Here is an 18,260-nt window from a genome sequence, read left to right as displayed (position 1 = left end):
AAGAGCCGGCGGCACGGACGTGGTGGTATGACTCGATTCGACGCCGCGACCGAGGCGGAGCGGCTGAAGCTGTTCGCGGACGCGGCGGCCGCCCACCGCGCCCGGTCGAGCGACGTGATGACCGTCGACGTCGACCCCGACAGCGACGCCACCGACGGGGGCGAACTGCCTCCGTGGATTCAGCTCGCCAGCACGGAGCTCGTCATGGACTGCACCGACGACGAGCTGGAGCGGCTGAAGGACCTACTGGGCGAGTTCCCCGAGTTCCGCATCGACGAGCTCGTCAGTCCCGAGGAGGCGGAGGGAACGAACGCGGTCGTCACCGCGCGCTCGGACGCGAACCGCGTCGCGGGGTTCATCGAGCGCGCCTTCCGCGAGGTGTACGAGCTCGACGACGACTACCGGGCCTGGGTGACGGCGATATAAATCGGATTGGGGAGTTGTTGGCGGTTGTTTATACGTCATCGATGACGGAGTGAAAATTTCCGGCGCTCCGGTCGCTTATGTGTAAACTGTTGATACTGGATCGGCGGAGAACATCTCCAAAGCCCCAGCCGCGGGGGTCTCGCGGCCTACCGGCCGCTCGCCAGTCGAGGGCTCCCTTCGGTCGCCCTCGCTACTCGCGCGGCTCGCTGCGCCCCTCGTCACTCGCTCCGCTCGTTCCTGCGGTGCTTGTGTCGTCATCAGAACGCTCCGCGTTCTGATTGGCTCACGAGAGCTCTGCTCTCGTGAACGCCTCCGCGCTCCTCACGCCTGCCCCTTTGAGTCCCCACCCCGACCGCACCGCAACCGCAGCCTCACGCCTCCCCAGCCTCGTCAGTCGCCCTCCGCGTTGCTCCAGGCGACTGACTCCCTCGCGGGCTCCTCGCGGTCGCCGTCGGCGACCACTCGGAGGCGCGCCACCGCTTCGACTGTTTATAAATCGCCGTTCGACGCCGGCGTGCGTGTAGGCGCCTCCCCGCAATTCGGTCGCGACACACTTACTTTCCGCCGCACGTTTAAGTCGATAGACAGTCGCCTCGCGTGCTCGTCGGACGGAGGCGACGCCGACCACCATGCAACAGTACCTCGATCTCGTCGACGACACCCTGTCGACGGGCACGTACAAGCCGAACCGGACCGGCGTCGACACGATCGCGTCGTTCAGCGGGCAGTACACCGTCGACCTCGCGGAGGGGTTCCCGCTTCTCACCACGAAGAAGATGGACGGCTACCGCTGGAACTCGCTCATCCACGAGGTGCTGTGGTACCTCTCCGGCGAGGAGCACGTCAGGACCCTCAGCGAGGAGACGAAGATCTGGGACGCGTGGGCCGACGACGAGGGGCGGCTCGACACGGCCTACGGCCGGTTCTGGCGTCGGTATCCGGTGCCCGAGGAGGAGGCCGCCCTTCCCGGCGAGACGTGGCCGGACGACGGCCACCGCTGGGTGACCGTCGAGGAGGGTCCCGACGGGACCGAGCGCCGGACGTTCGACCAGATCGGGTACGTCCTCGACACCCTTCGAGAGAACCCCCGGTCGCGGCGGATGGTCGTCAACGCCTGGCACCCCGCCAACGCCGCGACCTCCACGCTCCCCCCGTGTCACTACTCGTTCGTGGTGAACGTCCAGGACGGCCGGCTGAACCTCCACCTCACGCAGCGCTCGGGCGACATCGCGCTCGGCGTGCCCTTCAACATCGCCGCTTACGCGCTGCTCGCGAACGCGCTCGCGCAGCGGACGGGCTTCGAGGTCGGGGAGTTCGGTCACACCGTCGTCGACGCGCACGTCTACTGCGGCCGCGGCGAGCGCGGGACGTGGTACGCGAACAACCTCCCGTACGTCCAAGAGCGGCTCGCGACCGTCGAGACGAAGGCCGACTACCTCGACGTGAAGGACTGGGTCGAGCGGACCGCCCCCGAGGAGGCGGAGAGCGAGGAGGGGTACGACCACGTCCCCGGCCTGCTCGAACAGCTCTCGCGGGAGCCCCGCGAGCGCCCCCGGATCGAGATCGCCGACGTGCCGCTCGATCAGCTGACCTACGATGACGTCCGGCTCGTCGACTACGACTCCGCGGACGGGATCTCGTTCGCGGTCGCGGAGTGATGGCCGAGGACGCGCCCCCCGACGGCGGCGGCGACACCGCCGACGTCGACCTCGTCGTCGTCGCCGCGGTCGCCGAGAACGGCGTCATCGGCGACGAGGGCGGGATGCCGTGGCACTACCCGGCGGACCTGGCGCACTTCAAGCGGCTCACGACCGGCCACCCGGTGATAGTCGGGCGCACGACGTACGAGAGCATCGCCGCCCGGATCGGCGGCCCGCTCCCCGACCGCACCAGCGTCGTGTTGACCACGCGGGACCTCGACCTCCCCGAGGGCGCCGTCGCGGCGGGCGACGTCGACGAGGCGGTCGCGCTCGCCGCCGCCGACGCCGCGGACCGCGGCGTCGAGGAGGCCTACGTGATCGGCGGCGCCGCCGTCTACGAGCAGTTCCTCGACCGCGCCGACCGGATGGTGCTGACCGAGGTCCCCGAGCGCCCCGACGGCGACACGCGCTTCCCGGACTGGGACGCCGACGCGTGGGAAGCCGTCGACTGCGAGGTCGTCGCGGACGGTGAGTCCGACGACGACGGCGAGCTTGCGTTCGTCACGTACGAGCGAACGAGCGAGTGAAACGAGTCCCGATTTCCGGTCGATAGGTTGTCGTTTCACCAGAAATAGAGCGGATAACACCGATCTTCCGATGCGATAGACACGAATGCTTGCACGGAGGAAAGATTTTTGATGCCTTACTGTGTTATGTGTTGTCATGCCACTACCGGAGTCGACGATAGAACCGAGGCAGTGCCCGTTCTGTGAGGTGGAGCTGGCGTCTGCCGGCGCGGGCTTCGTGCGACACATCGACGAGGCCCCGGAGTGCCGGGACGCCTTCGAGACGTGGCGCGACCGCGTCACCGACGACATGCGGGGCGGCTGGCCGGGGTGACGGCCTCGACCGCGAGGCGACGCCGGCGGGGCCGGGAGTTCGGCGCTGCTCAGCTCCGTAGCGCCTCCACGGGGCGCTCGTTCGCCGCCTTCCAGGCCGGGTACGCGCCGCTGACGAGGCCGACGCCGACGCCGAAGCCGAGCGCGAGCAGGAGGTAGTAGCCGTTCGTCGGATCCAGCGCGAGCGCGGCGTCGACCTCGGGCGTCGAGACGACGAGCCCGGCGACGAGCAGGACGGTGAGGAGAGTCCCCGCGGCGGCGCCGGCCGCGCCGATGAGACCGGCCTCCGCGAGGAGCACGCGCAACACGTCCCGCCGGGTCACGCCGACCGCGCGCATCACGCCGATCTCCTGCCGCCGCTCGACGGTGCTCATCAGCATCACGTTGAGGATCGAGACGCCGGCGACGACGAGCGAGATGGCGCCGAGGCCGAGGAGGAACGTGCTGAGCAGCCCGAAGAACTCGTTGACCTCGTCGACGATGGCGGCGAGCTCGAACAGGTCGACGCGCTCCTCGCGGGCGTTCACCTCCTCGCGGATGTCGTCGGCCGCGACCCGCGCGGCCTCGCCCGACTCGGCGACGACGAGGACCTGCCCGTACCCGTCGGCCGAGAACGCTGACTCGGGGAGGAAGACGGCGTCGTCCGGCGCCACCGGGCTGAACGTCTCGCTCTCGACGAGCACCGCGACGACCCGGACCTGCGTCCCGGCGATACCGATGGTGTCGCCGGCGCCGACGTCGAGGTCCTCCGCGACCTCCGCGCCGACGATCGCTCCCTGTCGGTGGCGCTCGGGGAGCCGCCCCTCAGCGGCCTCGAACGCGAGCGCCGGCTCCTCGACGCCGTAGACGGTCGCGAACTGCTGGGTGCTCTGCCCGGAGACGACCGCGTTGTCCGAGTACAGCGGGACGACCGCCGGCTCGCCGACGGCGCGCCGGATGTCCGCCACGTCCGCGTCGGAGAGCGACTCGACGCCGGCGTCGGCGTTCGGCGTGACCACGACCTGCGTTCCGATGTCGCCGATGGCGTCTTGGGCGCCGAGCGCCAGCACGTTGCCGAAGATGCCGAGCGCCGCGACCGCGAGCACGCCGATGCACACCCCGAGTACGGCGAGCGCGGTCCGCACCCGGTTCCGGCGCAGGTTCCGCGCGGCCATCGAGATCGCCGGGCGCCACCCGCGAAGCCACCCGCCGAGCCCCGTCCGCGTCGACCGATCGGTCCGGCTCATCGGTCCCCCGCGGTCCACGCCTCGGTGCCGCGAGGCGTTTCGGAGCCGGATTCGTCACGGTCCGGATCGTCCCCGTCGAGATCCTCTCCTCTCGGATCGTCCCCGTCCGCACCGTCTTCGTCCGGAACGCCCCCGACGAGCACGCCGTCGGTGAGTTCGACGACCCGGTCCGCGTACCCCTCGACGAGCGGGTCGTGCGTCACCGCCACGACCGCGACCCCCTCCTCTTTCACCCGCTCGAACTCGGCGAGGATCGACTCGCCCGTCTCCGTGTCGAGGTTGCCAGTCGGCTCGTCGGCGAGGAGCACCGCCGGCTCGTTGATGAGCGAACGGGCGATGGCGACCCGCTGTTTCTGCCCGCCGGACAGCTCAGCGGGCTCGTGGTCCAGTCGGTCGCCGAGCCCGAACCGGGTGAGCAGGTCGGCGGCGCGGTCGCTCGCGTCGCCGGGGTCGAACGCGGTCGGCAGCGCGACGTTCTCGACCGCCGTCAGCGTCGGCAGGAGGTGGAAGTCCTGGAAGACGAACCCGATCGACTCCTTCCGCGCCGCCGTGCGCTCGGCCACCGAGAGGTCGGTCACGTCCGTCCCGTCGAGGATTCGCTCGCCCGCGGTCGGGTCGTCGAGCAGCCCGAGCACGTTCAGGAGCGTCGACTTCCCGGAGCCGCTCGGCCCGACGACCGCGACGAACTCGCCCGGCCTCACCGCGAAGTCGACGTCGTCGAGCGCGACCACGGGCTCCGCGCCCCCGCCGGGATAGCGCTTGGTCACGCCCCGCAGCTCGATGCTATACATCGCGGCGACGCGCCGCGACCCCCACGACGGCGAGCCCGGCGGCGCCGACGATCCCCACCGCTCCGAGCGTGCCGAGCGTGCCGAACGCGCCGAGCGTCCCGATCGCGTTGGTTCTCCCGTCGTCACCCCCGCTCGCGTCGGGGAGCGCCACCGTGTCGGTCTCGACGTACCGCACGCCGCGCTCGGTGTAGGCGATCCGGATCGGGACCTCCTCGGCGACGGACGCGTTCACGCTGGTGCGCAGGTCGAAGGCGACGAAGTCCCCCTCGCCGACCGCGCCGACGAAGTACTCCCCGCCGGCCGCGGTCGGTGCGACGCCGGGCTCGTCCCCAACGGAGACGACGACGCCCTCCATCTCGCCGCTCCCCGAATTACCGAGGTTGGCGTCGACGAGGACGTCCCCGTCCTCGGTCGTCTCGACCGCCGCGTCCGTGACGGTCGGCGCCGCGTCGTTCGCGGGATACCGGAGCGTCGACGTCGCGGTGCGCTCCGCGCCGGCTCCCGCCTGCGCGTCGAGGCCCGACCGGAACGCCGCCGTGAACGTTACCTCCGAGCGTCGATCGAGCGGCCCGAGGTCGACGATGACCCGCCGCTCCTCGCCGGGCGCGACGTCCTCGACGACGTACGGGCCGGCCTCGAACTCGGCGTCGCCGGTCGCGCTCTCGCCGTCGGTCCCGTCCGCGCCCTCGCCGCCCGCGACCGGCTCGCCGACCGCGGTCAGGCTCACGCGGTCGGCGGTCGTGGTCCCGGTGTTGACCACGGTCACCGCCACCGGGGCGTCGGCCGACCGCACGGCCTCCTCGGCGTCGTCGCCGGTGTCGAGCCCGCCGCCACCGCCGCCGAAGACCCCCTCGATCCCCCCGAGGTCGATGCCGCCGGCGTTCTCGCTCTCCTCGTCGCTCCGGAGGTCTTCCGGGGCGAGCCCACGCGTGCGGAGGTCGAGCGCCACCTCGGCCGGCTGGACGTCGACGACGACGTCGCGCGTCACCGTGACGGTCTCCGCGTCCTCCTCGCCGTCGGTCGCCTCCTCCTCTGCGACCACTTCGACGGTGAGGCGGCGCTCGCCGGGCTCGTCGAACCGCGTCCACAGCGTCAGGTCGAGAGAGTCGCCGGGCGAGAGCGCGCCCACGGCGGTCGCCTCGTCCAGCGGGTCGGCGTCGCCGTCCGCGTCGAGGACCCTGACGCTGGTCACGTCGGCGGCGTCGGGGCTCCCGCCGGAGTTCGAGACGCTGACGTTCAGCGCCGTGCGCTCGCCCACCGCGGGAGCGGTCGAACTCGGCTCGATCTCGTCGATCGCGATCCGCGCGTCGGGTACCGCCGCGGCCCCGCCGACGGCCGCCAACACCGAGAGGAGGGCCACCAACGCGGCTGTCGTTCGTGTGGAAATCAATGTCAAGCCTGTTACGGGACCGATCGGGATATATCCGTCGTAGGCCCGGATCGCGAACGGCACGCGCGGCCGAAAACGGACGCGCGGTCGGAAGACGACGCGGTGCGAGCCGACGCCCGCACGGCGCGGCTAAAACGGCCGGGTCGTCGCCGGGACGTACCGGTTACGGATGCTTTTTCAACCGTCCGGCGTAAGAACGGGTAATGAGCCAAGGCGACACCGCGAGAGCGGGTGACCGACGATGATGGGCAACAACGACCAGCAGGCGTACGACCGCGGCACGTCGCTGTTCTCGCCCGACGGCCGCATCTATCAGGTCGAGTACGCGCGCGAAGCGGTCTCGCGCGGCGCGCCGAGCGTGGGGATCCGCACGGCGGACGGCGTCGTGTTCGTCGCGATGTCCCGCGCCTCCTCGACGCTGATGGAGGTCGAGAGCATCGAGAAGCTCCACAAGCTCGACGACCACCTCGGCACCGCGAGCGCGGGTCACGTCGCCGACGCCCGCCAGCTGATCGACCTGGCGCGCCGGCAGTCGCAGGGGAACCGCCTGCGCTACGGCGAGCCCGTCGGCGTCGAGACGCTGACGAAGTTCCTCACCGACCACATCCAAGAGAACACCCAGCGCGGCGGCACCCGACCGTACGGCGCTGCGCTCCTCATCGGCGGCATCGAGAACGGCGAGCCGCGCCTGTTCGCCGCCGACCCCTCCGGCACGCCGAACGAGTGGAAGGCGACCGTCATCGGCGGCGGTAGGCAGGACATCCAGGGCCACCTCGAAGAGGAGTGGTCGGACGACCTCTCGTTGAGCGCCGGCATCGAACTCGGCCTCTCCGCGCTCGCGGCGCACGAAGACGAGTTCGAGCCCGCCGACGTCGCGGTCGCGACGATCACCGAGGCCGACGGATACCAGACCGTCCCCACCGACGAGGTCGCCTCGGCGTTCGAGTCGGTCGGACTGGCTACCGAGGACGACGAGTCCGAGGCCGGCGATGACGAGTCGAGCGGTGACGACGGCGACGCCGACGAGTCAGACGACGCCGACGACGAGTAACCCCGCCGGCCCGTCGCCCGATCGCTTTTCTCCCGCGGCGTCGAACGCGAGGCATGGCACGCATCGCCGACCTCGTCGCCTATCCGCTGAAGTCGAACGACGGCGTGGCCCTCGATCGCGCCGAGATCGGCCCGGCGGGCGCGCTCCGCGGAGACCGCACCTACGCGCTCGTCGAGGCCGGCGTCGACCCGCACGAGGCCTCCGTCGGCGAGGGCGGCGGCTACGTTAACGGGAAGCGCGAGCCCGCGGTCCACGGCCTCCGCGCGAGCTACGAGCTGGTCGCTCCGACCGACGCGACGCCGACCGCGGTGACCCTCTCGCGACCGGCCCGTCCGGAAACGGACGCCGCGGCGGACGAGCGGCGCTTCGCGCTCCCCGAGGAGGGCGACGCGGTCGAGGCGTGGGTCGGCGAGTACCTCGGCTACGCCGTCGACCTGGTCCGCGAGCCCGACGGCGGGCTCCCGGACGACCGAGCCGCCCCCGGTCCGACGGTAGTTTCACGCGCGACCCTAGAGACCGTCGCCGGCTGGTTCGACGCAGTGGCGGACGCGACGGAGATGCGCCGGCGGCTCCGTCCGAACGTGGTCCTCGACGACTGCCCCGCGTTCTGGGAGGACAGGCTGTTCGCCGACCGCGGCGAGGCCGTCCGGGTCACCGTCGGCGACGCCGAGTTGCTCGGCGTCAACCCCTGTCAGCGCTGCGTCGTCCCGTCGCGGGACCCGGACACGGGCGACGAGATCGAGGGATTCCGCGAGATCTTTCTGAGGAACCGTCGCGCGACCCTTCCGACCTGGACCGAGAGCGACCGCTTCGACCACGACTTCCGGCTGATGGTGAACACCGTCGTCCCCGAGGCGCAGTGGGGGTCGACCCTCGCCGTCGGCGACCGGGTGACGATTGAGGGGGTCGTCGAGATCGCCGAGGAGGACGGGACCGTCGAGATCGCCGAGGAGGACGGGACCGTCGAGGTCGCCGGCGAGGACGGGACCGCCGCGGCCACGACGAGGGAGGAGCGATGACTCGACGGGGGACGCCTGGTCGGGAGAGCTCGGCTGCTCAGTCGACGGAGCGACGGATCTGGTACGGGTACGGTCAGCTGACCCGTGCCGAGAAGAGCCGCTTCGGCGTCTTCCTCCACGACACCACGCGGCTGTTCGCGGAGATCTCGGTGTTCTCGCTGCCCGTGTTACTGTTCGTGATGGAGTACCCGGCCACCGGGTGGTTCGACGCGAAGGCGACGGGGCTCGTCGCCTGGCTCACCGCGGTGATCGTCGGAACGCTCGTCCGAGGCGGCTTCGTCCGCCCGCTCGCGACGCCGATCCCCGGGTGGGTGACCCTCTCGCCGTCGCTGTTGCTCGCGCGGGTCCCCTACTTCAACGGCGGACTGGCGCTGGCGATCTTCGGCGGCCTCCGGGTGGAGCAGGCGGTCACGGGTATCGCTCCGGCGAGCGGTGGGGTCGGTGTCGCCGCCGGGCTCGCGTGGGCGGTCGGCGCCGCGGCGCTGCTCTCGCTGTGTTTCCCGTGGTTCGCGGAGCGGTGGCTCTCGGTCGTCGGGTGAGTCAGAACACGGGACGGCGACGTGAGAGCCGGATTCAGCGCCCGCCGTCGGTCATCGCGACCGGCTCGTCGTCCGCCGCCTCGGCCGGCGCGTCGCTCCCGTCGCGGGTCGGCTCCTCGACGCTCGCGGTGTCGGGCGTCGTCTCGCCGACGCCGAAGTGGTTCCAGAGCGTGACGACGACGACCGCGTACGCGACGAGGTCGTAGTGAACGGCGCCCTCGAAGGCCGTGAACGCGGCGAGCGTGCTGTACCCAAAGAGGGCGACGACGCTCCCGACGAACACGCTCTCGCTCGTGACTCGCCCGGCAGCCGCGGCCGCGAGGGACCGCTTGATCAGGGGGCCGCAGGCGACGAGGAAGGCGACTCCCGAGAGCGCCCCCAGGTTGACGAAGAAGTGCGTCGCCACCCGCGAGTCGAGGATCGACTGGAGGTACTGGACCGTAATCGGGTCGTAGAACAGCCACTCGATCCGGGTGGGGTAGAGAACGGCGATGTAGGGCGTCGCCACCATCAGCCCGAAGAGGACGGCGACGGCGACGCGGGCGGAGGCGAACTGCGCGGCGCGCCGAACTTCGAACGCCGCGTCGCCCGGCGCGACCACGAGTCCGCAGGACTCCAACCTCTCCTTGAGTTCCTCGCGGGAGACGTCGGGGTCGTGGTGGATCCCCACCGTCCCGTTCCGCTCCGTCGCCGAGGCGGCGCTGACGCCGTCGGTGTCGTGGAGGACGGCCTCCAAGAGCCCCTCGCGTCGCTTCGTGTCGATCCCGTCCACGGAGAAGGTGTCGTGGACGTGCGGCTCGGGCACCCGTGACACTCGCGGTCCCTCGTTGTCGGGCACCGAGGCGTGTCGACGGTCGCCCGCCGACGCGTCCAGCCCCCGTTCGCGGGCCACGGCGTCAAGCCGGGTCGAACGCCCGTGACGGTCGTCTGGCATGTGAACTACCTTCGTCCGCATCAGCATGAAACTTCCCCCGTCCGGTCCCCGCCCGAGCGGTTCGTCGACGGCAGACCCGCCACGCCCGCCTTACTTCGCGAAGTAGCTGGTCAGGTACCCCGAGAGGAACGAGGCGATCCCGACCGCGGCCAGCAGTTCGCCCGTCGACCAGTCGTCGTCGGTCTCGGAGCGCGCGGCCGCCGCGGTCACGGCGAGGCTGATGACGAGCGAGATGATCCCGTTGCTGAGGTCGGTCTTGAATCCCATGACGATCTTAGGCGCCGCCGGCGCATAGTCGTTCGGGCGGGCGGCGCCCCGGTCAGGCGTTGACCGACTCGAGGTACGAGGTAACGATCATCTGTCCCCTCCGCGTGAGCGTCGCGCCCGACTCGCCGTCGACGACGAGCTCCTCGTCGCGGAGCGTGTCGAGGACCATCGACGTCTGCGTGACGTCGCCCGTGACCACGTCGGCGATGTTCGCCTCGCCGCCGGTCGAGTAGATCGACACGAGGATCTCGATCTGCTCCTCGGTCGGATCGAAGGACTGGAGCTCCTCGAGGACTTCGTCGTACTCCAGCTTGAGGTACCGCCCGAGCACGTTCAGCGTGCGCTCGCTCGAGACGGTCGTGATCGAGGTGACGGTCCGCGAGTCGACGACGTGACGGAACACGAGCGCGGGGCGCCGTGTCCCCGCCAGCGTCCGTTCGGTTCGCTCGTAGTCGATAACGGCGGAGAGGTCGACCTCGAACGGGTCGGGACAGTCGACGAATCGAATCGCCCCGGCGGACAGCCTGACCGACGCCGCGTGGTCCGACGCGTCCGTGACGCGACCGCCGACCTTCGCGGGATGTCGAACGGTGACCGTCACGCTGCCGAGGAGCGCCTTGAACAGCAACCGGACGAACCTGTCCATGTCGTCCGGCTCTCCCTCCACGAGGGCCGTGCGTCGCTCGTCCCCCCGCTCGTACGCGACGGTCACGCTGTCGCTAAAAAACGAGCGGAGGTCCCCCGGGACCGTCCCGACGACCACGTCGAACACCCCGGCCAGCGGGACGGTCGCCGTGCCGTCGTCCGTCGCGAGCACCAGTCGACGCTGGCTCAGGAGCACCCGTCCCGTCACCGGCTCGTCGCTCGTGAGATCCGTGGCGTGAACGCGACCGACGAAGTCGGCGACGATGGACTCTTCCATCGAACCAGTGTACACGTCGTCCGCTATTTACTGTTACCCACGGGGTATCAGTCGTGATAACCATTTGTCAGGCCCGCGGCGGCGCACGAGCGAACGTGTTCGGTGCTCGTGTGGCGTGATTCGGTCGTTCCCGTGGCGTGATTCGGTCGTTCGTGTGGCGCGATCGGGCCGCTCGTTTCGTCGCCGAGAGGCGGGGAACAGCAAAGCCTAATGAGGTGGGCACCAAATCTTCTGGTGATGCCCACAGTAGAATACCTCAACTACGAAGTGCTCGACGACCACGGCTGGTCGATGGACGACGACAACCTCTTCGAGGAGGCCGCCGAGGCCGACCTCGACGCCGAGGACTACGGTAGCCTCGACGTGAACCAGGGCGAGTACATCCTCGAGTCCGCCGAGGCTCAGGGCTACGACTGGCCCTTCTCGTGCCGCGCCGGTGCCTGCGCCAACTGCGCCGCCATCGTGAAAGAGGGCGACATCGAGATGGACATGCAGCAGATCCTCTCCGACGAGGAAGTCGAAGACAAGAACGTCCGTCTCACCTGCATCGGGAGCCCGACGGCCGACGAGGTCAAGATCGTCTACAACGCGAAGCACCTCGACTACCTGCAGAACCGCGTCATCTAAGACACGGCACCATGGGCTAACCATGGTCCGATAACGCGATTTCTATCGCGTTACAGACGTCTACAGCGCTCTTTCTCCGTTTACCCCTTGGTTTAGAGAAACGTCGAACCGGATCGTCTCGCAGCGTACTCCCGTCGATGTCTCGGCGGTCGAGTTAGCAACGCCGCCCGGACGCTTGCGAGTTCGACCCACGAGCGCGAGCGATACGGCGCGGACGCCCTCGGACACCGCCGACCGGGCGGTGACCGCCGGGATCACCCGTGAAACCGGTACAGCGACGTGACGTACGGCAGCCGGTTGAGCATCCAGATCGCGACCGGCAGTCCCACGATCGTGACCGCCAGGAACGACGCCACGTTCGCCCACAGCAGGCTCAGCCACCAGCCGACGAGGACGAAGTAGATCGCCCGGACGGCGAGCGAGTGCTGCCCCCGTCCCGACTCGGACTCCGAGAGCGACCGCGGCTCCGCGAGGGTGAGCACCGTCGGCACGAGGTTGATCAGCTTGATACCGATCGGAAGCAGGACGACCGTGACGTTGAGCAGCCACGCGGTGTTGACGACGATCGGCGTCACCCACCAGCCGACGAACACGAACCACAGCGCGCGAACCAGGAGGGACCGTTGTGCCATGGGTCAAGATAGATTCCCAGGCGGTAAATCCGTATCGTCGAACGCGGCGGCCCCCGAATCGCTCGGACGGAGACACTGCGAACCGCGGGGTCCGCGACCGCCACCGGGGAAACGATACGCTCAGAGCTCGATCCGTTTCGTCTCCGACGTGCTGTCGCCGTTCGCGTCCGTGACGGTGAGCGTGACATCGTACGTCTGGCCCTGCCCGTCGCGCTCTCGGTGTCGGTGGCGCCCCGACGCGGTCGACCCGCTGACGGAGGCGGTCTCGGACCCCTTCTGACTGCCGTCGCGTGCGAACACCGTTTCGACCGTGTCGAGGTCGCCGCCCGCGTCGGAGACCGCCCAGTCGATTTCGACCCACGCCCACGTCGGGTTGCCGATATCTGTGAGTTCGAACCGGTCGATCTCGGGAACGGTTTGGCCGGCGTCGGTCGTGAACGTCAGGGTATCGCCGGTGTCGGTGTCGCCGTCGCTGGCCTCCGCGACCGCGCGGAACTCGTAGTCCGTACCGCTTTCGAGGCCGTTCACGCTCTCGCTGAACGACCCGGTCGCGGACAGCGTCTGGATACCGGTCGCCGACCAGCTACTGGCGCCCCCTTCGCGATACTCGAAGGAGACGTCCGCGCTGTCGGCTCCGCCCAGGTCGTCCAGGACGCCGTTCAGCGTCGCGCTCGTTTCGTCGACGTCGACCGCCTCGGCGGTGGTAACCGACACGCTCGTCTCCTGGTCACTGGCTTCGGTGCTGAACGTGTGCGCTTGGTAGACGTTGCCGGCCGGGTCCAGCTCCCGGACGGTGAGCTGAGAACTTGTCAGCGTCAGCGAGTAGAACTGGTTCTGCTCGGCGATGTAGTCGGTGAACCACTCGTCGTCGTGCGAGCGGTTCCCGCGGTATCCCGTGCCGAACTGCATGACGCCGTCGACCCCGTCCGTGTCTTCCACCAGGTATCCGTCCGCCCCGCCGTCGAGCGGAATGTAGTCGCCCGAGGCGGGCTCCGTCTCGACGACCGTGTAGGGTACCGTGTACTCGCGGAGGTGGATGTGCCCGGCAAAGTGACACAGGACCGAGTCGTCCTCCCACAGCGTTCGCAGCCACTCGTCGCGGAGCAGCCGCTGTAAGTCATCGTCCTCGGGGACGCGCCGGTTCCCGCCCGTCAGCAGCGGGCTGTGGTGGAACGGGATCGTACAGCGCACGCTCTGGTCTATCGCACCACTCAGCCAGGCGCCCACGTCCGCGGGGTACGCCGAGTGCGTGTCCAGCGCGAGCAGCTGCAGGTAGTCGCCGACCGTCACCTGGCCGTAGTTCTCGCCGGCCGGGTCGAGGGACCTCGGGTTCCCGTAGAAGAACTGGAAGACGCCCTGTCCGGGGTTCACGCTCCCCGTCCCGTCCCAGCTGTGGTTGCCGACCTCGTGGTTGCCGGGGATCGGGAGGACGGGATGGAGCCGGTTCTCGTCGAGCGTCCCGTACCACTCCCTGAACAGGTCCAGCCACCAGTCGACGACTTCCTCGTCGGACCGGTTGTTCGTCGATCCGTCGCCCCACGTGATGTAGTCCCCGCCGAAGAGGATCAGGTCCGGATCCTCCTCGCGGACAGGGACCACGTCGGAGGGGTCGCTCATCCCGTCGCCGTTGTCGATGTGGATGTCGGAGTAGAGCGCGATGTCGAGCCCGACGTCGGGCAGCGCGGCGGGCAGCGTCCGCCACTCGACCGACTTGAGCGTCGTCCCGCCTTCGCGGATCTCACCGTGGTAGGTCGTGCCGTCGCTCAACCCCGTGAGGTCGACGGCGTACCGATAGATCCCGTTCTTCTCGGGAACGGCCGTCCCGGTCACCGTCTCCTGCCGGGATGGGTCGCTCGGATCGGTCCCGTACGCGAACGTCTGCTCGCCGCCGTCCGCGCCGTCGCGCTCGTCGATCCAGTAGATCAGCGATTGGCTCGTCGGATCGGCGGCGAGGTTGTAGTACGGGGAGACGAGGTCGGACGTCCCGCCGCCGCTTCCGGTGGTGAACGTCGCGACGCCGCCGACGTCGGTGTCGCCGTCGCCGGCCTCGGCGACCGCGCGGAACTCGTAGTCCGTGCCGCTCTCGAGCCCGGTGAGCTCCTCGCTGAAACTACCGGTCGCGGACAGCGTCTGCGGCGTCGTCGCGTTCGAGCGGTCGCCGCTCGGTCCCCACTCGAAGGAGACGTCCGCGCTGTCGGCCCCGCCGAGGTCGTCGAGGGCTCCGTTCAACGTGGCCGTCGTCTCGTCGACGGCGGTGGCGTCGTCGGTCGTGACCGAGAGACTCCCCTCTCCGCCCCCACCGCCGTCGCCGTCGTCCACTTTCCTCAGCCCGTCGAACCACCGTTCGGTCCCGGACCTCCCGTAGACGAGCCAGCCGATCCCGCCCGTGGCAAACTCCCGTCCGTCCGAGATCGACGCCTCGGCGTCGGTGCCGGAGATCGAATTGAGAAGCGCGTCCTCGCCGGAGGGGTTGTGCTCGTAGATCTCGTAGGTGAACGCGTGGGCCGTGCCCGTGTCCTCGGTCTCCAGGCGGTGGCGCAGCCACCGCTCGTCTCGCGTCGTCGTGAACTCCGTGTCCACGGCGAAGTACTCCGAGGTACCGTCGACGTAGAGTCCGAGTCGCATCCGGTCGTCGCGAAGCGAGTGATCGATCGAGTAGTGGTTGTCCCGGTCCGTCTCGCTCTGGGGGAGGAAGTGAAGCCGATCGCCCGCGTCCGCCCTCGACCACGTGTACCACTCGACCGTGTCGCCGATCGAGGGGTAGGTGTCCAACCCGCTCGTCGAGTTGATGAACAGCCCGGAACTGTTCGCCGAGTACAGCGACTGGTTACCCTCGAAGACGGTGTCGGTGGCGACGTCGAACGCTCGGATGCTGGACGAGTAGACGTCGTCGAGCGTCGTCGTCCCGTCGTACCGTTCGAAGTCCTCGATGACCGTTGCTGCCGCCTCCACACCGGTCGCGCTTCCGAGCCCGCCGAGCGTCGCGGCCAACGCGACGTAACTACGACGAGTAATGTCGATTCCGGGTCCCCGCTGGTTTTCGCCGTGGTTTTCTTCGTTCGTCATGTCGTGTGCGTGCCCACCAGTTGGCGTTCAACGGCCCCGTCGAAGCCCACGTTCTGCGGTCGGGTTCCGCGGCTCGTCGAATACGGCGAACCTGTTCAAAAGGTAAGGTGATAAAATGAATTCAGCCGTTCGGGACAGTCACGACGCGTGATGAGAAACGCAGTCGCAGGTCAGCGAGGGGGGAGAGGAAGGGCCGAACGACTCCTCGCCCTTCGATTCGCGACGTCGCCTACCAGGCGGACCACGCCGTCAGGCTCTCGTCGCGGCCGTACACCCGCTTGCAGTCCTTGGCGTACGCGAAGTCGCCGTCGTGGTCCAGCTTCTCGTGGCGGTACTCGGGGGCGTCCTCGCGGATCTGGACGCCCTCGACGACGAACTCCTCGTCCCCGAACTCGACGGTCTCGCCGACGGTGAACTCGTAATCGCCGGGAACGTTCACCCGGACCGAGCGCGTCTCGTCGGCGTTCCCGTCCTTCGGGTGCAGCGTCACCGGGACGGTGACGTTGTCGACCGCGCGGGTCCACAGCGTCTCGACGGTCTCGATGTCGGCCTCCTCGACGCGCCGTTCCGGGCCGACTTCGATCCCGGTCACCCGGACCTGCATCAGCGCGTCGGGGGTGTCGACGACGAACTCCTCGCCCGTCGCGACATAGGTGTCCGCGGGCACGTCCATCCGGGTGGTGAACGACTCGCCGTCCTGCGAGACGACGATCTTCAGTTCGACGGTGTCCTCCTCCGGAATCTCGGTCTTGTACGTGTGGTCGCAGTCGGTACAGCGGACGGTCGCCTGTCCGCCGGGGCGCAACACTTCGTGGACGGTCTCCTCGCCCGGCGAACACGACGGGCAGGCGAGACCGACTCGGTCTCCTGTTTCGGTCATTACGGCGTCGTATCCGCCGCTCGCGTAAATATCCGCCCCTGTGGCCGCGGTGCGTCACACGCTCGCGTGGGGGTCGCCCGCCCCGATGTCGACGGGGGCCGGTCGCCGCCGGAGTAAGGAAACTGGTTTATCGGTGTCTGGGAAACGGTCGCCCATGATCGTACCCGGATCCAGTTCACAGCTGCTCGCGGCCGCGCTCGCCGAGGAGACGGGCCGGTCGCTCGCGACGCCGACATACGACCGGTTCCCCGATGGAGAGGCGCTCGCGGCGGTCCCCGACTTCGCCGGCGACGAGGCGACGATCGTCGCGGCGACCGATTCCGACGAGGCGTGGGTCGAACTGCTCCAGCTCCAGGACGCCGTCCGCGAGGTCGGCGCGGAGCGCGTGACCACCGTCATCCCGTACATGGGGTACGCCCGACAGGACGAGTCGTTCGGCGACGGCGAGCCGGTGTCGGCGCGGGCGATGGCGCGGGCGGTCTCCACCGGCACCGACCGCGTCGTCCTCGTCAACCCCCACGAGGCGGACGTCGCCGACTTCTACGACGTGCCCGTCGAGACGGTCGACGCCGCGAGCGTCCTCGCCGAGCCGCTGCCGAGCGATCTCGCGGAGCCGCTATTCCTCGCGCCGGACGAGGGGGCGATCGGCATCGCCGAGACGGTTCGGGACGCCTACGGCGCGGGCGAGACGGACTACTTCGAGAAGCGCCGCGACCGCGAGACGGGTGCCGTCGCGGTGTCGCCGTCGGACGCTCCCGTGTCGGGTCGGGACGTGGTCGTCGTCGACGATATCGTCGCCACCGGGTCGACGATGAGCGAGTCGGTCGCCGTGTTGACCGACCGCGGCGCGGCGCGGGTGCTCGCGGCCTGCGTGCATCCCATGCTCGCGGCCAACGCCGTGACGAAGCTCCGCGGCGCCGGCGTCGGTCGCATCGTCGGCACCGACACCCTCGAGCGCGGCTGTAGCGTCGTCAGCGTCGCGCCCGCCCTCGCCGACGCGCTCGAATAGGTCTTCTCGGCTCTGTTACACTCCCGATAGTGATCGGTTTCAGTATCCGTACTGCGGACAGCGCGCGTATCCGCACGGAAATATACCCTAACTCGATCGAAGCGGAGCGGTCAACATAGGGGAGCGATGCAACGCGATCTACACCGAACTATCTACCGGCTGGTAAGACACTCGTGCAAGATATAGAGGATGCATTCAGCATCTCGTCGTCGTTCGTTTCGCCGCTTTCTGACTGAACTGGCTGATAAAGGAACGCCGCTATTACAGTAACCAATTTATTTTTCTTTCTCTTGTGGACACTATGGACTTGGTAGAATTAATCCGTTCCACGGTGTGGAAACTGCTGAGTCAATACTACGAATACGCTGTCGTCTATAGCGGGCCCGAAGAAATGGATGTGATTTACGAAGGAGAGACACGGGTCTACCTCAATGGCTGGGTTAAAACGGAAGACGGCTACCTCTTCTCACCGAACACCGTTCACCATATAGAAGATCAGACGCTCCGTGAAAATTCTCAGCGGATGTATTAACCGACTCAATCCCTCTCGGTCATCTGCGAACCAGTTTTCTGAAGAACTTCTGTGCAAGATACGCGCCCTGCATCTTGCACGGCGATCGAAATATCGCCTGAAACTGGTAGGATTCGCGTCGGTCAATACGCAGGTACATTCTACTGCCTGTTTCGAGATTTATTCGGAGAGTATAACCTAGTTCCAATACGGACCACGCGTTCTGTATCTCGCACGGTATTACGGGGAATCGAGGAGAAAGCCTCGCGCTTCAGCGCGGGGATGAATCCGACAACGGTGCCATGAGAGATTTGATGTTTCTGGGGGATGTTTTTAAGGACGTATAATTCATACGGATAGCTAGCCGAGGCGGCCTGCCCGCCCACCTAATCGGACAATATCGGGATTCCCCGATTCCAAGCAGAAGACAC

At 68.5% G+C, this 18,260-nt stretch carries 19 protein-coding genes; 10 read left to right on the top strand and 9 right to left on the bottom strand.

Annotated features, from left to right (window positions below):
- Nucleotides 1–27 precede the first annotated feature (27 nt).
- From R6U01_RS01520 to R6U01_RS01505, 4 genes are all read left to right on the top strand, one after another.
- A complete protein-coding gene (locus tag R6U01_RS01520; protein WP_410284694.1) occupies nucleotides 28–426 on the top strand; it encodes a hypothetical protein in 399 nt (132 codons plus the stop codon).
- 629 nt (nucleotides 427–1,055) lie between these two features.
- Nucleotides 1,056–2,084 carry a thymidylate synthase gene (gene thyA, locus R6U01_RS01515; RefSeq protein ID WP_410284693.1) on the top strand — a complete coding sequence of 343 codons (1,029 nt, stop codon included), beginning with the start codon at nucleotides 1,056–1,058 and terminating at the stop codon, nucleotides 2,082–2,084.
- Complete coding sequence (locus R6U01_RS01510; protein WP_410284692.1) at nucleotides 2,084–2,653, top strand: dihydrofolate reductase; 570 nt, start codon at nucleotides 2,084–2,086, stop codon at nucleotides 2,651–2,653. The genes thyA and R6U01_RS01510 overlap by 1 nt, the downstream gene beginning before the upstream one ends.
- A 136-nt stretch (nucleotides 2,654–2,789) precedes the next feature.
- The gene (locus R6U01_RS01505; RefSeq protein WP_410284691.1) at nucleotides 2,790–2,966 is read left to right on the top strand and encodes a hypothetical protein; all 177 of its coding nucleotides are present in this window, start codon (nucleotides 2,790–2,792) and stop codon (nucleotides 2,964–2,966) included.
- Nucleotides 2,967–3,015: 49 nt separating this feature from the next.
- On the opposite strand, the gene R6U01_RS01500 is transcribed toward R6U01_RS01505, so the two are convergent.
- From R6U01_RS01500 to R6U01_RS01490, 3 genes are read right to left on the bottom strand one after another with little or no spacing between them, the layout of a single operon-like run.
- Entirely contained in the window at nucleotides 3,016–4,191 is a 1,176-nt protein-coding gene (locus R6U01_RS01500; protein ID WP_410284690.1) for an ABC transporter permease, read from the bottom strand.
- Nucleotides 4,188–4,982, bottom strand: a complete 795-nt coding sequence (locus tag R6U01_RS01495) for an ABC transporter ATP-binding protein (protein WP_410284689.1) — start codon at nucleotides 4,980–4,982, stop codon at nucleotides 4,188–4,190. The genes R6U01_RS01500 and R6U01_RS01495 overlap by 4 nt, the downstream gene beginning before the upstream one ends.
- The gene (locus R6U01_RS01490) at nucleotides 4,975–6,378 is read right to left on the bottom strand and encodes a hypothetical protein (RefSeq protein ID WP_410284688.1); all 1,404 of its coding nucleotides are present in this window, start codon (nucleotides 6,376–6,378) and stop codon (nucleotides 4,975–4,977) included. Before R6U01_RS01490 ends, R6U01_RS01495 begins: the two co-directional genes overlap by 8 nt.
- A 238-nt stretch (nucleotides 6,379–6,616) precedes the next feature.
- On the opposite strand from R6U01_RS01490, the gene psmA reads away from it, so the two are divergent.
- Genes psmA through R6U01_RS01475 form a run of 3 tightly spaced genes read left to right on the top strand, consistent with a single transcriptional unit; the run spans nucleotide 6,617 to nucleotide 8,981 of the window.
- On the top strand, nucleotides 6,617–7,423 hold the full coding sequence (psmA, locus tag R6U01_RS01485) for an archaeal proteasome endopeptidase complex subunit alpha (protein ID WP_410284705.1): 807 nt from the start codon (nucleotides 6,617–6,619) through the stop codon (nucleotides 7,421–7,423).
- A gap of 53 nt (nucleotides 7,424–7,476) precedes the next feature.
- On the top strand, nucleotides 7,477–8,442 hold the full coding sequence (locus R6U01_RS01480) for an MOSC domain-containing protein (RefSeq protein ID WP_410284687.1): 966 nt from the start codon (nucleotides 7,477–7,479) through the stop codon (nucleotides 8,440–8,442).
- Complete coding sequence (locus R6U01_RS01475) at nucleotides 8,439–8,981, top strand: hypothetical protein (protein ID WP_410284686.1); 543 nt, start codon at nucleotides 8,439–8,441, stop codon at nucleotides 8,979–8,981. Before R6U01_RS01480 ends, R6U01_RS01475 begins: the two co-directional genes overlap by 4 nt.
- A 34-nt stretch (nucleotides 8,982–9,015) precedes the next feature.
- Here the strand turns inward: R6U01_RS01475 and R6U01_RS01470 are convergent, their stop codons facing one another.
- From R6U01_RS01470 to R6U01_RS01460, 3 genes are all read right to left on the bottom strand, one after another.
- Entirely contained in the window at nucleotides 9,016–9,915 is a 900-nt protein-coding gene (locus R6U01_RS01470; protein WP_410284685.1) for a hypothetical protein, read from the bottom strand.
- Between the two features lie 90 nt (nucleotides 9,916–10,005).
- Nucleotides 10,006–10,182 (bottom strand): hypothetical protein, encoded by a 177-nt coding sequence (locus R6U01_RS01465; RefSeq protein WP_410284684.1) that lies wholly within the window; start codon nucleotides 10,180–10,182, stop codon nucleotides 10,006–10,008.
- 52 nt (nucleotides 10,183–10,234) lie between these two features.
- Nucleotides 10,235–11,104 (bottom strand): CheF family chemotaxis protein, encoded by an 870-nt coding sequence (locus R6U01_RS01460; protein ID WP_410284683.1) that lies wholly within the window; start codon nucleotides 11,102–11,104, stop codon nucleotides 10,235–10,237.
- A 237-nt stretch (nucleotides 11,105–11,341) separates the two neighbouring features.
- Here R6U01_RS01460 and fer point away from each other — a divergent pair, with 237 nt between their 5' ends.
- Nucleotides 11,342–11,731 carry a ferredoxin Fer gene (gene fer / locus R6U01_RS01455; RefSeq protein WP_410284682.1) on the top strand — a complete coding sequence of 130 codons (390 nt, stop codon included), beginning with the start codon at nucleotides 11,342–11,344 and terminating at the stop codon, nucleotides 11,729–11,731.
- Nucleotides 11,732–11,985: 254 nt separating this feature from the next.
- Here the strand turns inward: fer and R6U01_RS01450 are convergent, their stop codons facing one another.
- From R6U01_RS01450 to R6U01_RS01440, 3 genes are all read right to left on the bottom strand, one after another.
- A complete protein-coding gene (locus R6U01_RS01450) occupies nucleotides 11,986–12,363 on the bottom strand; it encodes a YccF domain-containing protein (RefSeq protein WP_410284681.1) in 378 nt (125 codons plus the stop codon).
- 120 nt (nucleotides 12,364–12,483) lie between these two features.
- The gene (locus R6U01_RS01445; protein ID WP_410284680.1) at nucleotides 12,484–15,429 is read right to left on the bottom strand and encodes a metallophosphoesterase family protein; all 2,946 of its coding nucleotides are present in this window, start codon (nucleotides 15,427–15,429) and stop codon (nucleotides 12,484–12,486) included.
- A gap of 229 nt (nucleotides 15,430–15,658) precedes the next feature.
- On the bottom strand, nucleotides 15,659–16,309 hold the full coding sequence (locus tag R6U01_RS01440; RefSeq protein WP_410284679.1) for an HVO_0476 family zinc finger protein: 651 nt from the start codon (nucleotides 16,307–16,309) through the stop codon (nucleotides 15,659–15,661).
- 154 nt (nucleotides 16,310–16,463) lie between these two features.
- Between R6U01_RS01440 and prs the strand changes: the two genes are divergently transcribed.
- Complete coding sequence (prs, locus tag R6U01_RS01435; protein WP_410284678.1) at nucleotides 16,464–17,318, top strand: ribose-phosphate diphosphokinase; 855 nt, start codon at nucleotides 16,464–16,466, stop codon at nucleotides 17,316–17,318.
- A 301-nt stretch (nucleotides 17,319–17,619) separates the two neighbouring features.
- Nucleotides 17,620–17,850, top strand: coding sequence for a hypothetical protein (locus R6U01_RS01430; RefSeq protein ID WP_410284677.1), 231 nt, complete (start codon nucleotides 17,620–17,622; stop codon nucleotides 17,848–17,850).
- The last annotated feature ends 410 nt before the right edge of the window (nucleotides 17,851–18,260 follow it).

Origin of the sequence: Halorubrum sp. (assembly GCF_046498025.1) — an archaeon.
GTDB lineage: Archaea > Halobacteriota > Halobacteria > Halobacteriales > Haloferacaceae > Halorubrum.
This window is presented reverse-complemented; position numbering and strand designations above follow the sequence as displayed.

Coding starts and splice junctions, on each gene's coding strand:
- R6U01_RS01440 (WP_410284679.1), bottom strand. CDS start 16,309: ATGACCGAAACAGGAGACCGAGTCGGTCTCGCCTGCCCGTCGTGTTCG.
- R6U01_RS01510 (WP_410284692.1), top strand. CDS start 2,084: ATGGCCGAGGACGCGCCCCCCGACGGCGGCGGCGACACCGCCGACGTC.
- R6U01_RS01450 (WP_410284681.1), bottom strand. CDS start 12,363: ATGGCACAACGGTCCCTCCTGGTTCGCGCGCTGTGGTTCGTGTTCGTC.
- R6U01_RS01475 (WP_410284686.1), top strand. CDS start 8,439: ATGACTCGACGGGGGACGCCTGGTCGGGAGAGCTCGGCTGCTCAGTCG.
- R6U01_RS01465 (WP_410284684.1), bottom strand. CDS start 10,182: ATGGGATTCAAGACCGACCTCAGCAACGGGATCATCTCGCTCGTCATC.
- R6U01_RS01460 (WP_410284683.1), bottom strand. CDS start 11,104: ATGGAAGAGTCCATCGTCGCCGACTTCGTCGGTCGCGTTCACGCCACG.
- prs (WP_410284678.1), top strand. CDS start 16,464: ATGATCGTACCCGGATCCAGTTCACAGCTGCTCGCGGCCGCGCTCGCC.
- psmA (WP_410284705.1), top strand. CDS start 6,617: ATGGGCAACAACGACCAGCAGGCGTACGACCGCGGCACGTCGCTGTTC.
- R6U01_RS01500 (WP_410284690.1), bottom strand. CDS start 4,191: ATGAGCCGGACCGATCGGTCGACGCGGACGGGGCTCGGCGGGTGGCTT.
- R6U01_RS01470 (WP_410284685.1), bottom strand. CDS start 9,915: ATGCCAGACGACCGTCACGGGCGTTCGACCCGGCTTGACGCCGTGGCC.
- R6U01_RS01430 (WP_410284677.1), top strand. CDS start 17,620: ATGGACTTGGTAGAATTAATCCGTTCCACGGTGTGGAAACTGCTGAGT.
- R6U01_RS01505 (WP_410284691.1), top strand. CDS start 2,790: ATGCCACTACCGGAGTCGACGATAGAACCGAGGCAGTGCCCGTTCTGT.
- R6U01_RS01520 (WP_410284694.1), top strand. CDS start 28: ATGACTCGATTCGACGCCGCGACCGAGGCGGAGCGGCTGAAGCTGTTC.
- R6U01_RS01495 (WP_410284689.1), bottom strand. CDS start 4,982: ATGTATAGCATCGAGCTGCGGGGCGTGACCAAGCGCTATCCCGGCGGG.
- R6U01_RS01445 (WP_410284680.1), bottom strand. CDS start 15,429: ATGACGAACGAAGAAAACCACGGCGAAAACCAGCGGGGACCCGGAATC.
- fer (WP_410284682.1), top strand. CDS start 11,342: ATGCCCACAGTAGAATACCTCAACTACGAAGTGCTCGACGACCACGGC.
- R6U01_RS01480 (WP_410284687.1), top strand. CDS start 7,477: ATGGCACGCATCGCCGACCTCGTCGCCTATCCGCTGAAGTCGAACGAC.
- thyA (WP_410284693.1), top strand. CDS start 1,056: ATGCAACAGTACCTCGATCTCGTCGACGACACCCTGTCGACGGGCACG.